Annotated in this window: 16 protein-coding genes and 1 pseudogene; 4 read left to right on the top strand and 13 right to left on the bottom strand. The window is 52.6% G+C overall.

Features of this window, described 5'->3' with window-relative positions:
- The 9 genes from tuf to fkpA form a co-directional block, all read right to left on the bottom strand.
- Positions 1–1,097, bottom strand: a 1,097-nt coding sequence (gene tuf, locus OGY83_RS15015) for an elongation factor Tu (protein WP_118262821.1), incomplete at its 3' end; no start/stop codon positions are given.
- 69 nt (positions 1,098–1,166) lie between these two features.
- Positions 1,167–3,281: an elongation factor G gene (gene fusA / locus OGY83_RS15010; RefSeq protein WP_003023659.1), complete on the bottom strand. Its 2,115-nt coding sequence runs from the start codon at positions 3,279–3,281 to the stop codon at positions 1,167–1,169.
- Positions 3,282–3,377: 96 nt separating this feature from the next.
- Positions 3,378–3,848 (bottom strand): 30S ribosomal protein S7, encoded by a 471-nt coding sequence (gene rpsG, locus OGY83_RS15005; RefSeq protein ID WP_016154763.1) that lies wholly within the window; start codon positions 3,846–3,848, stop codon positions 3,378–3,380.
- Positions 3,849–3,943: 95 nt separating this feature from the next.
- Complete coding sequence (gene rpsL, locus OGY83_RS15000; protein ID WP_003023654.1) at positions 3,944–4,318, bottom strand: 30S ribosomal protein S12; 375 nt, start codon at positions 4,316–4,318, stop codon at positions 3,944–3,946.
- Positions 4,319–4,443: 125 nt separating this feature from the next.
- The gene (gene tusB / locus OGY83_RS14995) at positions 4,444–4,731 is read right to left on the bottom strand and encodes a sulfurtransferase complex subunit TusB (RefSeq protein WP_079938084.1); all 288 of its coding nucleotides are present in this window, start codon (positions 4,729–4,731) and stop codon (positions 4,444–4,446) included.
- Positions 4,732–4,738: 7 nt separating this feature from the next.
- Positions 4,739–5,098 (bottom strand): sulfurtransferase complex subunit TusC, encoded by a 360-nt coding sequence (tusC, locus tag OGY83_RS14990; protein WP_079938085.1) that lies wholly within the window; start codon positions 5,096–5,098, stop codon positions 4,739–4,741.
- Positions 5,098–5,484 (bottom strand): sulfurtransferase complex subunit TusD, encoded by a 387-nt coding sequence (gene tusD, locus OGY83_RS14985; protein ID WP_079938086.1) that lies wholly within the window; start codon positions 5,482–5,484, stop codon positions 5,098–5,100. Before tusD ends, tusC begins: the two co-directional genes overlap by 1 nt.
- A complete protein-coding gene (locus tag OGY83_RS14980) occupies positions 5,484–6,206 on the bottom strand; it encodes a helix-turn-helix transcriptional regulator (protein ID WP_003023643.1) in 723 nt (240 codons plus the stop codon). Before OGY83_RS14980 ends, tusD begins: the two co-directional genes overlap by 1 nt.
- 167 nt (positions 6,207–6,373) lie before the next feature.
- Positions 6,374–7,192 carry an FKBP-type peptidyl-prolyl cis-trans isomerase gene (gene fkpA / locus OGY83_RS14975; RefSeq protein WP_003827768.1) on the bottom strand — a complete coding sequence of 273 codons (819 nt, stop codon included), beginning with the start codon at positions 7,190–7,192 and terminating at the stop codon, positions 6,374–6,376.
- A 232-nt stretch (positions 7,193–7,424) separates the two neighbouring features.
- Here fkpA and OGY83_RS14970 point away from each other — a divergent pair, with 232 nt between their 5' ends.
- A complete protein-coding gene (locus OGY83_RS14970; RefSeq protein WP_003023639.1) occupies positions 7,425–7,643 on the top strand; it encodes a protein SlyX in 219 nt (72 codons plus the stop codon).
- A 198-nt stretch (positions 7,644–7,841) separates the two neighbouring features.
- Here the strand turns inward: OGY83_RS14970 and slyD are convergent, their stop codons facing one another.
- The 4 genes from slyD to kefG form a co-directional block, all read right to left on the bottom strand.
- Positions 7,842–8,453 carry a peptidylprolyl isomerase gene (slyD, locus tag OGY83_RS14965; protein WP_008786294.1) on the bottom strand — a complete coding sequence of 204 codons (612 nt, stop codon included), beginning with the start codon at positions 8,451–8,453 and terminating at the stop codon, positions 7,842–7,844.
- A gap of 94 nt (positions 8,454–8,547) precedes the next feature.
- The gene (locus tag OGY83_RS14960; protein ID WP_016154768.1) at positions 8,548–8,748 is read right to left on the bottom strand and encodes a YheV family putative zinc ribbon protein; all 201 of its coding nucleotides are present in this window, start codon (positions 8,746–8,748) and stop codon (positions 8,548–8,550) included.
- A 9-nt stretch (positions 8,749–8,757) separates the two neighbouring features.
- Positions 8,758–10,563, bottom strand: coding sequence for a glutathione-regulated potassium-efflux system protein KefB (gene kefB, locus OGY83_RS14955; protein ID WP_286636205.1), 1,806 nt, complete (start codon positions 10,561–10,563; stop codon positions 8,758–8,760).
- Positions 10,563–11,114 carry a glutathione-regulated potassium-efflux system ancillary protein KefG gene (gene kefG, locus OGY83_RS14950; RefSeq protein ID WP_003023629.1) on the bottom strand — a complete coding sequence of 184 codons (552 nt, stop codon included), beginning with the start codon at positions 11,112–11,114 and terminating at the stop codon, positions 10,563–10,565. Before kefG ends, kefB begins: the two co-directional genes overlap by 1 nt.
- Positions 11,115–11,246: 132 nt before the next feature.
- Here kefG and OGY83_RS14945 point away from each other — a divergent pair, with 132 nt between their 5' ends.
- The 3 genes and pseudogenes from OGY83_RS14945 (at position 11,247) to OGY83_RS14935 (ending at position 14,607) form a co-directional block, all read left to right on the top strand.
- Positions 11,247–13,148, top strand: a complete 1,902-nt coding sequence (locus OGY83_RS14945) for an ABC transporter ATP-binding protein (protein ID WP_286636204.1) — start codon at positions 11,247–11,249, stop codon at positions 13,146–13,148.
- 175 nt (positions 13,149–13,323) lie between these two features.
- A pseudogene (locus tag OGY83_RS14940) lies at positions 13,324–14,392 on the top strand (hydrolase).
- Complete coding sequence (locus OGY83_RS14935) at positions 14,389–14,607, top strand: YheU family protein (RefSeq protein WP_003023615.1); 219 nt, start codon at positions 14,389–14,391, stop codon at positions 14,605–14,607. The pseudogene OGY83_RS14940 and the gene OGY83_RS14935 overlap by 4 nt, the downstream one beginning before the upstream one ends.
- Positions 14,608–14,623: the final 16 nt, after the last annotated feature.

Here is a 14,623-nt window from a genome sequence, read left to right as displayed (position 1 = left end):
GGGTGGATCAGGGTAACAACCATTTTGATGTTGTCGCCCGGCATTACCATCTCTACGCCTTCCGGCAGTTCGATGGTACCAGTCACGTCAGTAGTACGGAAGTAGAACTGCGGACGGTAGCCTTTGAAGAACGGAGTATGACGGCCGCCTTCGTCTTTGGACAGAATGTACACTTCAGATTCGAACTTGGTGTGCGGCTTGATAGAGCCCGGCTTAGCCAGTACCTGACCACGTTCGATTTCTTCACGCTTGATACCACGCAGCAGAACACCAACGTTCTCACCAGCACGGCCTTCGTCCAGCAGTTTGCGGAACATTTCAACGCCAGTACAGGTAGACTTAGCAGTCTCTTTGATACCAACGATTTCAACTTCTTCACCAACTTTGATGATACCGCGCTCTACACGACCGGTAACAACGGTACCACGACCGGAGATGGAGAATACGTCTTCGATAGGCAGCAGGAACGGCTTGTCAATCGCACGCTCTGGTTCTGGGATGTAAGAATCCAGGAAGCCAGCCAGTTCGATGATTTTCGCTTCCCACTCTGCTTCGCCTTCCAGCGCTTTCAGAGCAGAACCACGAACGATCGGAGTGTCGTCGCCCGGGAAATCGTACTGAGACAGAAGTTCACGAACTTCCATTTCTACCAGTTCCAGCAGCTCTTCGTCATCAACCATGTCGCATTTGTTCAGGAACACGATGATGTACGGAACGCCTACCTGACGACCCAGCAGGATGTGCTCACGAGTCTGCGGCATCGGGCCGTCAGTCGCAGCAACAACCAGGATCGCGCCGTCCATCTGCGCAGCACCGGTGATCATGTTTTTAACATAGTCGGCGTGGCCCGGGCAGTCTACGTGTGCGTAGTGACGAGTCGGGGTGTCATATTCAACGTGAGAAGTGTTGATGGTGATACCACGAGCTTTTTCTTCCGGCGCGTTATCGATCTGGTCGAATGCACGAGCAGCACCGCCGTAGGTTTTAGCCAGTACGGTAGTGATTGCAGCGGTCAGGGTAGTTTTACCGTGGTCAACGTGGCCGATGGTGCCGACGTTAACGTGCGGTTTTGTACGTTCAAATTTTTCTTTAGACACGGCTATATTCCTTACTATAGTGCTCTCCCCTATGGAGAGAGCACGGGACTTAGGTTTTAATCCTGTGGATTATTTACCACGGGCTTCAATAACGGCCTGAGCAACGTTGTTCGGCGCATCGTCGTACTTCAGGAACTCCATGGAGTAAGAAGCACGGCCTTTGGTCAGAGAACGCAGCTGGGTTGCATATCCGAACATTTCAGACAGCGGAACTTCAGCATGGATAACAACGCCAGTGACGTTGGATTCCTGACCACGAAGCATACCACGACGGCGGCTCAAGTCACCGATTACGTCACCGGTGTTCTCTTCCGGAGTCTCTACTTCAACCTTCATGATAGGCTCAAGCAGAACTGGTTTCGCTTTCTTAAAGCCATCTTTGAAGGCGATAGAAGCGGCCAGTTTAAACGCCAGCTCAGAGGAGTCAACGTCATGGTAAGAACCGAAGTGCAGACGCACGCCCAGATCAACAACCGGGTAACCCGCCAGCGGGCCAGATTTCAGCTGTTCCTGGATGCCTTTATCAACGGCCGGGATGTATTCGCCAGGAATTACACCACCTTTGATGTCGTTGATGAATTCGTAGCCTTTCGGGTTTGAACCCGGCTCCAGCGGGTACATGTCGATAACAACATGACCGTACTGACCGCGACCACCAGACTGCTTAGCGTGTTTACCTTCGATATCGGTAACTTTCGCGCGAATCGCTTCGCGGTAAGCAACCTGAGGTTTACCGACGTTCGCTTCAACGTTGAATTCACGCTTCATACGGTCAACGATGATGTCGAGGTGCAGTTCACCCATACCAGCGATAATGGTCTGGTTAGATTCTTCGTCAGTCCATACGCGGAAAGACGGGTCTTCTTTAGCCAGACGGCCCAGAGCCAGACCCATTTTTTCCTGGTCAGCTTTGGTTTTCGGTTCTACCGCGATGGAAATTACCGGCTCAGGGAATTCCATACGTTCCAGAATGATCGGGTGATCCGGGTCACACAGGGTGTCACCAGTGGTCACGTCTTTCAGACCGATTGCAGCCGCGATATCGCCCGCGCGAACTTCTTTGATCTCTTCACGTTTGTTAGCGTGCATCTGTACGATACGGCCAAAACGTTCACGTGCAGTTTTCACTGAGTTCAGGATGGTGTCACCGGAGTTAACCACACCAGAGTACACACGGAAGAAGGTCAGGTTACCCACGAACGGGTCGGTAGCGATTTTGAATGCCAGAGCAGCAAACGGCTCGTCATCGCTAGCATGACGCTCAGCAGGAGTATCTTTACCGTCGTCCAGAATACCGTTGATCGCAGGTACGTCTACTGGGGATGGCAGGTAATCAATTACCGCATCCAGCATCGCCTGAACACCTTTGTTCTTGAACGCAGAACCACAGGTTACCAGGATGATTTCGTTGTTCAGAACGCGCTGACGCAGAGCTTTTTTGATCTCTTCTTCAGTCAGTTCTTCGCCACCCAGGTATTTCTCCATCAGCTCTTCTGAAGCTTCTGCAGCGGACTCGATCAGGTTCTGGTGCCATTCTTCAGCCAGTTCCTGCATGTCAGCCGGGATATCTTCATAAGTGAAGGTTACGCCTGCATCTTCTTCGTTCCAGTTGATGGCTTTCATTTTCACCAGGTCAACAACACCGGTGAACGCTTCTTCAGCGCCAATTGCCAGCTGCAGCGGAACAGGGTTCGCGCCCAGACGGGTTTTGATCTGACCAACAACTTTCAGGAAGTTCGCACCCATACGGTCCATTTTGTTAACGAACGCAATGCGCGGAACTTTATATTTGTTTGCCTGACGCCATACGGTTTCAGACTGAGGCTGAACACCACCAACTGCGCAGTAAACCATTACTGCACCATCAAGCACACGCATGGAACGTTCTACTTCGATAGTGAAGTCAACGTGCCCCGGGGTGTCGATGATGTTTACGCGATGCGGTTCATACTGCTTAGCCATACCAGACCAGAATGCAGTAGTCGCTGCGGAGGTGATAGTAATACCACGCTCCTGCTCCTGCTCCATCCAGTCCATGGTGGCTGCGCCGTCATGAACTTCACCGATTTTGTGGTTTACACCGGTGTAGAACAGAATACGTTCGGTAGTAGTGGTTTTACCGGCGTCGATGTGCGCACTGATACCGATGTTACGGTAGCGCGCGATGGGTGTTGTACGAGCCATTTGATTCCTCGTTTATCTTTTAGGCGTTCAATTTAAGTAGCCCAAAGCGGGCTGCTTACTAGAAGCGCCCGCCTGGTGACTAAAACTCCGAAGGGATTACCAACGGTAGTGTGCGAACGCCTTGTTGGCTTCTGCCATACGGTGAACGTCTTCACGTTTCTTAACTGCAGTACCTTTGTTTTCTGCAGCATCAGAAAGTTCGTTCGCCAGGCGCAGAGCCATGGATTTATCACCGCGTTTACGAGCAGCTTCAACGATCCAACGCATTGCCAGGGCATTACGACGAACCGGACGGACTTCAACTGGAACCTGATAAGTAGAACCACCAACGCGGCGAGACTTAACTTCGACAGTCGGACGCACGTTTTCAAGGGCTACTTCAAAAGCTTCCAGGCCATCTTTACCAGAACGCTGAGCCAGGGTCTCCAGCGCGCTGTATACGATGGTTTCTGCAGTAGATTTTTTACCATCTACCATCAGGATATTTACAAATTTAGCCAGCAGCTCTGATCCGAACTTAGGATCCGGCAGAATTTTACGCTGACCAATGACGCGACGACGTGGCATGGGAATACTCCGTTGTTAATTCAGGATTGTCCAAAACTCTACGAGTTTAGTTTGACATTAATATAAAACGTTTGGCCTTACTTAACGGAGAACCATTAAGCCTTAGGACGTTTCACGCCATACTTGGAGCGTGATTGCTTACGGTCTTTAACACCGGAGCAGTCAAGCGCACCGCGAACGGTGTGGTAACGAACACCCGGGAGGTCTTTTACACGACCGCCACGGATCAGGATCACGGAGTGCTCCTGCAGGTTGTGACCTTCACCACCGATGTAGGAAGTCACTTCAAAACCGTTAGTCAAACGCACACGGCATACTTTACGCAGTGCGGAGTTTGGTTTTTTAGGAGTGGTAGTATATACACGAGTACATACGCCACGTTTCTGCGGGCATGCTTCCAGTGCAGGCACGTTGCTCTTTGCAACTTTGCGTGCGCGTGGTTTGCGTACCAGCTGGTTAACTGTTGCCATTAAATAGCTCCTGGTTGTAGCTTTCGCTTCGTAAACACGTAATAAAACGACCTCATACAATATGAGGACGCAGAATTTTAGGTCGGTGTCGAAAAGGTGTCAAGAAATATACAACGATCCCTCAATTACCAGGACATCTGGCTGGGATGCTTCACCGTAAGTCTGACGAAGTCAGTATAGCTAACCCTGACGACACTGTCTGAAATTTGACCATCCAACCCGCGAGCCTTAATGTCTTCTTCCAGCACATAGACCTTAATGGAGGCATTTTGCAGACTTTCAAGGAAACGACTTCCTTCTATTGCCGCGGTCACGCCATCCTGGAGCAATAAAAGCTCATCGTCTTTATCTACCAGGCGAAGAAGAGAGGAGAAATCGGTAAGCCACGCGGAGCGATGTAGTGTGTGCAGCATGAGTATCTCAAAACCTTAAAATGACGTCATAGTTGCCTAGCTCACGGCGTAAATCTTCCGGTTCTAACGCTGTCGCATCGACCACAAAATTAACACCCTGCTGGAGACCCCGTTCACGTAATGAGGCGGCACAAAGCCAGCATTGCTCGATATCGTACAACCCTAACAGCTTGAAGGTTGAGATGTAGTCTCGGGCCAGCACAACATCCGGCTGTTGCCCCTGGAGGATTTGAAAAACACCATCGCCGATAAAAAACACGCCGAGGTCTTCCGTTAATGCCGATGTCGCCAGCAATGCATCTAACCCTTCACGACCAGATGCGCTGCCGTGCGGCACGGTAGAAAAGACAAAAGCAACACGTTTCATCAGAACTGCACCACGCGATCGCAGGTAAGGGATGCCTCAGCCAGCGATCCAAGCCCGCTGAGGTTAAAACCTGATTGTAAATTTGCCCCTGCCAGTCCCAGCCGCTTTGCCTCAGTTTCATCAACAACGCCGCGTCGCAACGCCGCCGCAACGCAGATATTCAGCGTTACACCATGCTGTTGATTCAGCTGTTGCCAGGCCCGCACCAGATCATATTCATCACTGGCGGGTGAAGTCAGGAAGTTAGCGTTATACACACCTTCACGATAGAAAAAGACGCTGCATAACTCATGCCCTTCTTCGAGTAGCGCGTGAGCAAATTGCAACGCGCTGCTCGCCTGCTGCGTGCCATAAGCAGGCCCTGTCACCATGATGGCAAAACGCATTACTTGTCTTGCCCCTGGAAATCGCCGCTTTTGAACTGACGAATATAGAGGTAGACCGTATGTTTGGAGATGTTCAGCCGATCGGCGACCTGGTTGATGGCATCTTTAATATCGAAGATACCTTTCTCATACAAATTCAGGACGATCTGGCGGTTCTTCGCGTTGTTGGAAACATTGCGATCGGCATTCACTTCTTCGATCGTGAATTCCAGCGTCTGGGTAACCAGATCTTCCACCGAAGAAGCGAAGTTGACGGCAGAGCCCACTTCCGGGGTTTCCGGTGGGATAAAGGTATTCATTATCTGCGAGAAAGGAACATCAAGGTTCATGTTGATGCACAGCAGACCAATCACGCGATGCTCACGGTTGCGAATGGCAATCGTCACCGACTTCATCAAGACACCGCTTTTCGCACGTGTGAAGTAACACTTCGACACGCTGCTATCCGCACCCGTCATATCATGCAGCATACGCAACGCAAGGTCGGTAATCGGTGAGCCAATTTTACGGCCCGTGTGTTCACCGTTAGCAATGCGGATGGCCGAGCATTTCAAATCCTGCAAAGAGTGCAATACGATTTCACAATGGGAACCAATGAGCATCGCCAACCCGTCCACTACCGCTTCGTAGGATTTGAGGATATCGAAGTCGGTTTGATCGAAAGGACGTTGATCCAGCAAATCTAGCTCACTGGTTTCGTTGGTTAAAAGCGACCTGGACATGAAAAAAAGCACTCCTTTTCAGGAGCCTGTCGTTATGTTGTCAGGGCAGGCTCATCACTATTATAGGGGCATCTAAAGTAATACAGCGCACAAGGCGCTTTCCAGTATTAATTATATCCTGTCGATAATAAAAAACCGCCGCCCTGTGGGCGGCGGTTTCTGTTCGCTTACTTTTTGCTGCTGTCTGCAGCTTTATCTGCCGGTGCAGCATCTGGCTGCGCGTCGGCTTTCGGTGCCGGTTTGATGTCTAACAGTTCAACATCAAAGACCAGCGTAGAGTTGGCCGGAATGCCCGGAACGCCGGTTTTGCCGTAAGCCAGATCCGGTGGGATAACCAGCTGGATTTTGCCGCCTTTCTTGATGTTTTTCAGGCCTTCAGTCCAGCCAGGGATTACACCGTCAAGACGGAAAGAGAGCGGCTCACCACGGGTATAAGAGTTATCAAACTCTTTACCATCGATCAGCGTACCTTTGTAGTTGACTACCACGGTATCGCTGTCTTTCGGTGCAGCACCAGTACCTTCTTTCTCTACTTTGTAGACCAGGCCAGTAGAAGAGGTTTTAACGCCTTTCTCTTTAGCAAATTTCTCGCGGTAAACTTTACCTTTGGCTTCGTTATCAGCCGCGTCTTTTTCCATTTTCGCCTGAGCGGAGCTCTTCACGCGCGCTTCAAACGCCTGCAGAGTTTGTTCGATTTCCTGGTCAGACAGTTTGCTCTTGTCTGCAAACGCATCCTGAACACCAGCGATCAGCTGATCTTTATCCAGTTTGATGCCCAGTTTTTCCTGCTCTTTCAGAGAGTTTTCCATATAACGACCCAGGGACGCGCCCAGCGCGTAAGCGGCTTTTTGGTCGTCATTCTTGAATGCTGCTTTGCTGTCAGCAGTAGCGGCTGGTTTCGCAGCATCAGCAGCGAAGGTGATCGGGGCATGCAGAGCAACAGCCATTGTGGTCGCCAGCAGCGTTACTTTAAACAGTGATTTCATCCATATCTCCAGGGCCGGGGCATCTCACCCCAGGGTTAACTAACATAAAAATGTACTATAAAGCGTTGCAGAACAAATCAACATACAGGCACGCCCTATTATCACCACTTTTCAGACTCTTTTTGTTTAAATTAGTTTCGTTACCGAAGATTGAGTGCTGTGCAAACAGGCAAAGTTAAGTAGAATTCGCCGCAGTCCGCGATCTGCCGGAGAAAAAAGAAAGAGGTGAATCATGCAGGATACAACAATGGAAACTCGCCTGGCTGAACTGGAAAGTCGCCTGGCATTTCAGGAGATAACCATTGAAGAGCTCAACGTGACGGTGACCGCGCATGAACTGGAAATGGCCAAACTGCGCGACCATCTGCGTCTGCTAACGGAAAAGCTCAAAGCAACGCAGCCGTCCCACATTGCGTCGCAGTCTGAAGAAACCCCGCCGCCACATTATTGAGACATAAAAAAAGCGGGGATATCCCCGCTTTTTTGTGTCCGAAGGCGCTAACGCTTATCGGATCTACTCACATATACCCAAAGGATTTCAAATCACAGCAAGGCGGCAAGCTTGAGGAAGTCCTGGGAGCATAGATAACTATGTGACCGGGATTCGAAAGCGCAGCCAACACCGCTGTGGGTTGAAAGACGAAGGGTATTAGTGGCAACCGCAGCCGCCGCCGTTACCTTTACCGCCACCGCCGCAGCAGCCTTCGCCGCCGTGCTCGTGACCATGGTCGTGACCGTGGCCGTGACCACCGCAGCAACCGTCATGACCGTGGTCATGATCGTGGTCGTGACCGTGAGCACCGTGAACATGGCCATGAGCCAGTTCTTCTTCGGTCGCTTCGCGGATAGCAACAACTTCTACGTTGAATTTCAGATTCTGGCCAGCCAGCATGTGGTTACCGTCAACCACAACGTGGTCGTCTTCCACTTCGGTAATTTCTACCGGTACTGGACCCTGGTCAGTTTCAGCCAGGAAACGCATGCCAACCTGCAGTTCGTCAACGCCCATGAAGACGTCTTTAGGAACGCGCTGCACCAGGTTTTCGTCGTACTGACCGTATGCGTCGTTTGCGCCAACAGCAACATCGAATTTGTCGCCAACTTCATGACCGTCCAGCGCTGTTTCCAGGCCAGAAATCAGGGAACCGTGACCATGCAGGTAGTCCAGCGGTGCACTCACCGGAGACTCATCAACCAACACACCGTCTTCTGTACGTACCTGATAGGCCAGGCTGACCACCAGGTCCTTTGCTACTTTCATGATATCTCCTGAGCATGGAAAGAATAGTGGCGCAGATTGTAGCGGAATTCTGCACCCGTGTACCCTCTAGCTTAAAAAAAGCTGCGCCATATCGCTAGTCCGGATGAAAAATCCCGATCACTTGCTCTTCTTTGCGAACGTGCTCGCGCGCCTCTTTATCTGCTTCCCGCATCTGATGACCGCACTTAACACACTCAACAATATCGATATTATTTTCGCGCCACATCGCCAGCGTATCCTGCGCCTGGCAGGACGGACATTTTGCACCTGCGATAAAACGTTTACGAATTGCCATGATTATCCTCTACTCAAATTCATCCCAGCCATCCAGCTGACGTCGCTCTTGCTGCATCTCTCGTTGGAAAATTTCCTCCAGCTCGCGCCGGGCTTCCCTGGCTCGAGAGATTTGTACCGTATCCGTGTGCATGGGGATCAGCTCCCGCAGCATGCGCATATCCAGCCGCCGAAAATGCAGCTGAGCACGCTGAGCCTGGTGCGGATGCATTCCCAGTGTAACCAGCGTCTTACGCCCCAGCTCCAGCGCACTGGAGAACGTTTCGCGGGAAAACTGCGTCACACCAGCCTGTAATAACTCATGCGCCTCTACACGTCCGCGCGCTCGCGCAAGAATATGCAAATGCGGAAAATACTGTTGGCACAGTTCCACCAGTTTCATGGTGTCTTCAGGCTCATTACAGGTAATAACAATAGACTGTGCCGCCTCAGCCCCTGCGGAGCGCAACAGTTCCACCTGCGTGGCGTCACCGTAATAAACCTTATAGCCATATTTACGCATCAGATTCACCGCGCTGATATCCCGCTCCAGGACGGTAATGCGCATTTTATTGGCCATCAACAGGCGACCAATAACCTGACCAAAGCGCCCAAACCCCACCACAATCACCTGCGGTTTATCATCTTCCACCCAGGGTTTTTCGTCTTCCTCATCCGTGCCGTTAAACTGGCGGGAGAGCCATTTATCAATCAGCTTCATCACCAGCGGTGTGGTCATCATCGACAGCGTGACGGTCACCAGCAGCAACGCCATTTGGTCGCCCTGAAACAGCCGTTGCGAGGATGCCGTTGAAAACAGCACGAAAGCGAATTCACCGCCCTGACTTAAAACCCCGGCAAATTGCATCCGTTCAGAGCTTCTCATGCCGTTAAGACGTGCCAGCACATACAGCACCAGCATTTTTACGACCACCAGCACGATCACACTCGCTGCCACCCACAGAATATGGGTGTAGAGCACGCCGAGATTGAGCGACATGCCCACGGAGATAAAAAACAGCCCGAGCAACAGGCCTTTAAACGGATCGATTGCCGTTTCCAGCTCATGTCGGTATTCGCTTTCCGCCAGCAGCACGCCCGCGATAAACGTTCCCAGCGCCATTGACAGCCCCAGCGCATCCATAAATAAAGCAGAACCCAGCACCAACAGCAGCGTGGCGGCGGTGAATACTTCCCGCACGCCAGAATCCGCAATAAAGCGGAAAACCGGACGCAGCAAATAGCGACCACCAATCAGCATGCCGGCAAAGGCCAGCACCTTCATTCCCACTTTAATCCAGTCAAAATGTTCGTCAGCAGAACCCGCCAGCAGCGGAACCAGCGCCAGCGCAGGGATCACCGCCAGATCCTGAAACAGCAGTACCGAAAAACCCAGTTGTCCGGATTCACTGCGGTTCATGCCCTTTTCGCGCATCAACTGTAGCGCCATAGCGGTCGATGACATTGCCAGACCAATGCCGCCCACCACTGCCGCCTGCCAGGAGAACGCAGTGAGTATCAATAATCCGGCCAGCACCACCGCACTCAGCATCACCTGCGCGGCACCGACACCAAAAATTGAACGCCGCAGTTGCCATAGTTTGGCGGGATTAAGCTCCAGCCCAATGATGAACATCAGAAACACCACGCCCAGCTCGGAAAAGTGCAGAATTTCATCCACATCGCTGATGAATCCTAATCCCCACGGGCCGATAGCAATTCCCGCCAGCAAGTAACCCAGTACCGGACCGATACCCAGCTTTGAGGCCAGAGGTACCGCAGCCACCGCCGCGAAGAGGAACAACACTCCCGCTGTCAATAAATCAGAACCTTCCATCAGCGGCCTCCCACAGGGATCGGATTCGCCAGCCAGTCACCATACGCTTTCGCATGGCTATCCAGCTCCTGCTTCGTTTGCCGTCTGGCCCAGTAAACGATAATAGGGCTCATCCAGTGCATACGGCACATACCGGCCGTTAGCTCGAAAGGGCGCAGCACATCGCTCATTGGATAACGGTTTAGCGCGTCATAACGGTAAGCACTTTCCGGTTCTCCGGTAGTGATAACGCTACGCCAGTACTTTCCCGCCAGTTGATTCCCTCCGGGACCGCTGGCAAATCCGCGGCTCAGTACGCGGTCAAGCCACTCCTTTAGCAGCGCCGGACAGCTATAGGTATAGAGTGGGTGCTGAAAAACAATCACATCATGCTCACGCAGCAGCGCCTGTTCATGCGGAATATCGATAAAAAAATCAGGATAGTGCGCGTAAAGGTCGTGCACGGTAACATTGCTGAGCTGCATGGCCGGTTTAAGCAGAACACGGTTCGCGACCGAGTCCTGAGATTCCGGATGGGCATACAGCAGCAAGACTTTCGCTGGCTGGAACATCATCCCCCTCCCGGTTTTGTCTTTTGTCTATTTTCGACGTTTTGGGCTACCATTGCGCCTCGGTGCGGCAAACGGCCCACACATTACATTATCATAATGATAAATTAACATAGTCTGAACATACGGCGCCTTATGATTGTTTTCTCATCGTTACAAATTCGTCGCGGCGTGCGCGTCTTGCTGGACAATGCCACGGCCACCATTAATCCAGGGCAGAAGGTTGGCCTGGTGGGTAAAAATGGCTGCGGTAAATCTACCCTGCTGGCATTGCTGAAAAATGAACTCAGCGCCGACGCTGGAGGATTTACTTATCCGGGGAACTGGCAGCTCGCGTGGGTGAATCAGGAAACGCCTGCGTTGCCACAGCCCGCGCTGGAGTACGTGATTGACGGCGACCGCGAGTATCGTCAACTGGAAGCGCAGTTGAACGACGCCAACGAACGTAACGATGGACATGCCATTGCCACCGTCCATGGCAAGCTGGATGCTATCGACGCCTGGACCGTGCGTTCACGCGCCGCCAGCCTGCTACATGGCCTCGGTTTTTCCAACGAACAGCTTGAACGTCCGGTCAGCGACTTCTCCGGTGGCTGGCGTATGCGTCTCAACCTGGCCCAGGCGCTGATTTGCCGTTCAGACCTACTGCTGCTCGATGAACCCACCAACCACCTCGATCTCGACGCGGTGATCTGGCTGGAAAGATGGCTGAAAAGCTATCAGGGCACGCTGATCTTGATCTCCCACGACCGCGACTTCCTCGATCCGGTGGTAGATAAAATTATTCATATCGAACAGCAAACCATGTTCGAGTACACCGGCAACTACAGCGCGTTTGAAATCCAGCGTGCGACCCGCCTCGCACAGCAACAGGCTATGTACGAAAGCCAGCAGGAGCGCGTGGCGCATCTGCAAAGCTATATCGATCGTTTCCGCGCTAAAGCAACGAAAGCAAAACAGGCGCAGAGCCGTATCAAAATGCTGGAACGCATGGAGCTGATTGCCCCAGCGCACGTGGACAACCCGTTCCACTTCAGCTTCCGTGAGCCGGAAAGCCTGCCAAACCCGCTGCTGAAGATGGAAAAGGTCAGCGCTGGCTACGGCGATCGCGTCATTCTCGATTCGATCAAACTGAATCTGGTGCCGGGTTCCCGCATCGGCCTGCTCGGTCGCAACGGCGCGGGTAAATCGACGCTGATTAAGCTGCTGGCAGGCGAACTGGCCCCCATCAGCGGCGAGATTGGCCTGGCGAAAGGCATCAAACTGGGCTACTTCGCACAGCACCAGCTGGAGTTTTTACGCGCCGATGAATCACCCATTCAGCATCTGGCACGCATGGCGCCGCAAGAGCTGGAGCAGAAACTGCGTGACTACCTGGGTGGATTCGGCTTCCAGGGCGATAAAGTCAGCGAAGAGACACGCCGCTTCTCCGGTGGCGAAAAAGCGCGTCTGGTGCTGGCGTTGATCGTCTGGCAGCGCCCGAATCTGCTGCTGCTCGATGAACCGACCAACCACCTGGACTTGGATATGCGTCAGGCGCTGACCGAGGCGCTGATCGATTTTGAAGGCGCGCTGGTTGTCGTCTCGCACGACCGTCACCTGATCCGCTCCACCACAGACGACCTCTATCTGGTACACGACAAGAAAGTCGAGCCGTTTGACGGCGATCTGGAGGATTATCAGCAGTGGCTGAGTGATGTCCAGAAACAGGAAAATCAGGGCGACGAACCAGCGAAAGAGAGCGTTAACAGTGCCCAGGCACGTAAAGACCAGAAGCGTCGTGAAGCGGAACTGCGCACCCTGACACAACCCTTGCGTAAAGAGATTACCCGTCTGGAAAAAGAGATGGAGAAACTGCACGCGCAGTTGGCGCAGGCGGAAGAGAAACTCGGCGACAGCGAACTGTACAACCAAAGCCGCAAAGCCGAACTCACCGCCTGTTTGCAACAGCAGGCCAGTGCGAAATCCGGGCTGGAAGAGTGTGAAATGGCCTGGCTGGAGGCTCAGGAGCAGCTTGAGCAGATGCTCGCCGAGTAGTCATGATTGCCGGAGAAGGCGAAGCTGCCATCCGGCGCCAGAGCCGAAAATGCCTGATGAGGACGCTCGCACGTCTTATCAGGCCTATGTTTCGTTGACGTAGTTGTGACCCAATCTCGCGTAACCTGCTGACTGACTAGCGACAAAATCACATATTGGCTAACCCGCACGCGCTGTGCGCGGTATAGTTATTCTTTCCGATTATTAATTGCTCCGGTGTTATGGTTGAAATCACGTCCACAGAAATAACCCCACCTACCGACGATTCGCGAGAATTCCGCCCGATGCGCGGTATCAGTAACCGCCATCTGCAGACGATGCTGCCGCGTTTAATTCGCCGCAAGGTGAAGTTCGACGCCCACTGGCAGCGTCTGGAATTGCCCGATGGTGATTTCGTCGATCTGGCGTGGAGCGAAGATCCCCAACAGGCGAAACACAAACCGCGCCTGGTGGTTTTTCACGGTCTGGAAGGCAGTCTGAACAGCCCCTACGCACATGGCCTGATTGAAGCAGCACAAAAGCGCGGCTGGCTGGGCGTGGTAATGCATTTTCGCGGTTGCAGCGGCGAACCCAATCGTCTGAACCGTATTTATCACTCCGGTGAAACAGAAGATGGCACCTGGTTTTTACACTGGCTGGAGCGTGAGTTCGGTCGCGTACCGACCGCAGCGGTAGGTTATTCACTCGGTGGAAACATGCTGGCTTGCCTGCTGGCCAAAGAAGGCAACGATATTCCGATAGATGCGGCGGTTATCGTCTCCGCGCCTTTCGTGCTGGAAGCCTGTAGCTACCATATGGACAAGGGCTTCTCCCGGGTCTATCAGCGCTACCTGCTCAATTTGTTGAAAGCCAATGCCTCACGTAAGCTTGAAGCCTATCCAGGTTCGTTGCCGGTGAGTCTGGCCCAGTTGAAATCTTTGCGCCGCATTCGCGATTTTGACGATCTGATCACCGCCAAAATCCACGGTTTCGCCGATGCTATAGACTATTACCGCCAGTGCAGCGCCATGCCGTTGCTTAATCGGATCGCCAAACCAACGCTGATTATCCATGCGAAAGACGATCCGTTTATGGATCATCACGTGATCCCAAAACCAGAAAATCTGCCCTCACAGGTGGAGTACCAGCTTACTGAACACGGCGGCCACGTCGGATTTATAGGTGGCACGGTGCGCCGTCCTGAGATGTGGCTGGAATCCCGAATCCCGGACTGGCTGACAACGTATCTGGAGGCGTCATCATGATTATCCCCTGGCAAGACATCTCCCCGGACGCGCTGGACAATCTGATTGAAAGCTTTGTCTTGCGCGAAGGCACCGATTATGGTGAACATGAACGCTCGCTCGAACAAAAAGTCGCCGACGTCAAACGCCAACTACAATCAGGTGAAGCCGTGCTGGTGTGGTCCGAACTGCATGAAACGGTCAACATTATGCCGAGAAAGCAGATTCACGAGTAATCCGTAGCCGCCGGCC

The sequence above is a fragment of the Citrobacter sp. Cpo090 genome (genome assembly GCF_030332665.1).
Classification (GTDB): Bacteria; Pseudomonadota; Gammaproteobacteria; order Enterobacterales; family Enterobacteriaceae; genus Citrobacter; species Citrobacter portucalensis.
The sequence above is the reverse complement of the archived record's forward strand: the minus strand, read 5'-3'. Positions and strand labels throughout refer to the sequence as shown.

Excerpts from the sequence above, each read along its gene's own strand:
- tusB (WP_079938084.1), bottom strand. The coding sequence starts at position 4,731 with ATGCTGCACACACTACATCGCTCCGCGTGGCTTACCGATTTCTCCTCT.
- kefG (WP_003023629.1), bottom strand. The coding sequence starts at position 11,114 with ATGTTCCAGCCAGCGAAAGTCTTGCTGCTGTATGCCCATCCGGAATCT.
- kefB (WP_286636205.1), bottom strand. The coding sequence starts at position 10,563 with ATGGAAGGTTCTGATTTATTGACAGCGGGAGTGTTGTTCCTCTTCGCG.
- rpsL (WP_003023654.1), bottom strand. The coding sequence starts at position 4,318 with ATGGCAACAGTTAACCAGCTGGTACGCAAACCACGCGCACGCAAAGTT.
- OGY83_RS14945 (WP_286636204.1), top strand. The coding sequence starts at position 11,247 with ATGATTGTTTTCTCATCGTTACAAATTCGTCGCGGCGTGCGCGTCTTG.
- OGY83_RS14980 (WP_003023643.1), bottom strand. The coding sequence starts at position 6,206 with ATGTCCAGGTCGCTTTTAACCAACGAAACCAGTGAGCTAGATTTGCTG.
- slyD (WP_008786294.1), bottom strand. The coding sequence starts at position 8,453 with ATGAAAGTAGCAAAGGACCTGGTGGTCAGCCTGGCCTATCAGGTACGT.
- fkpA (WP_003827768.1), bottom strand. The coding sequence starts at position 7,192 with ATGAAATCACTGTTTAAAGTAACGCTGCTGGCGACCACAATGGCTGTT.
- tusC (WP_079938085.1), bottom strand. The coding sequence starts at position 5,098 with ATGAAACGTGTTGCTTTTGTCTTTTCTACCGTGCCGCACGGCAGCGCA.
- OGY83_RS14960 (WP_016154768.1), bottom strand. The coding sequence starts at position 8,748 with ATGGCAATTCGTAAACGTTTTATCGCAGGTGCAAAATGTCCGTCCTGC.
- rpsG (WP_016154763.1), bottom strand. The coding sequence starts at position 3,848 with ATGCCACGTCGTCGCGTCATTGGTCAGCGTAAAATTCTGCCGGATCCT.
- tusD (WP_079938086.1), bottom strand. The coding sequence starts at position 5,484 with ATGCGTTTTGCCATCATGGTGACAGGGCCTGCTTATGGCACGCAGCAG.
- OGY83_RS14935 (WP_003023615.1), top strand. The coding sequence starts at position 14,389 with ATGATTATCCCCTGGCAAGACATCTCCCCGGACGCGCTGGACAATCTG.
- fusA (WP_003023659.1), bottom strand. The coding sequence starts at position 3,281 with ATGGCTCGTACAACACCCATCGCGCGCTACCGTAACATCGGTATCAGT.
- OGY83_RS14970 (WP_003023639.1), top strand. The coding sequence starts at position 7,425 with ATGCAGGATACAACAATGGAAACTCGCCTGGCTGAACTGGAAAGTCGC.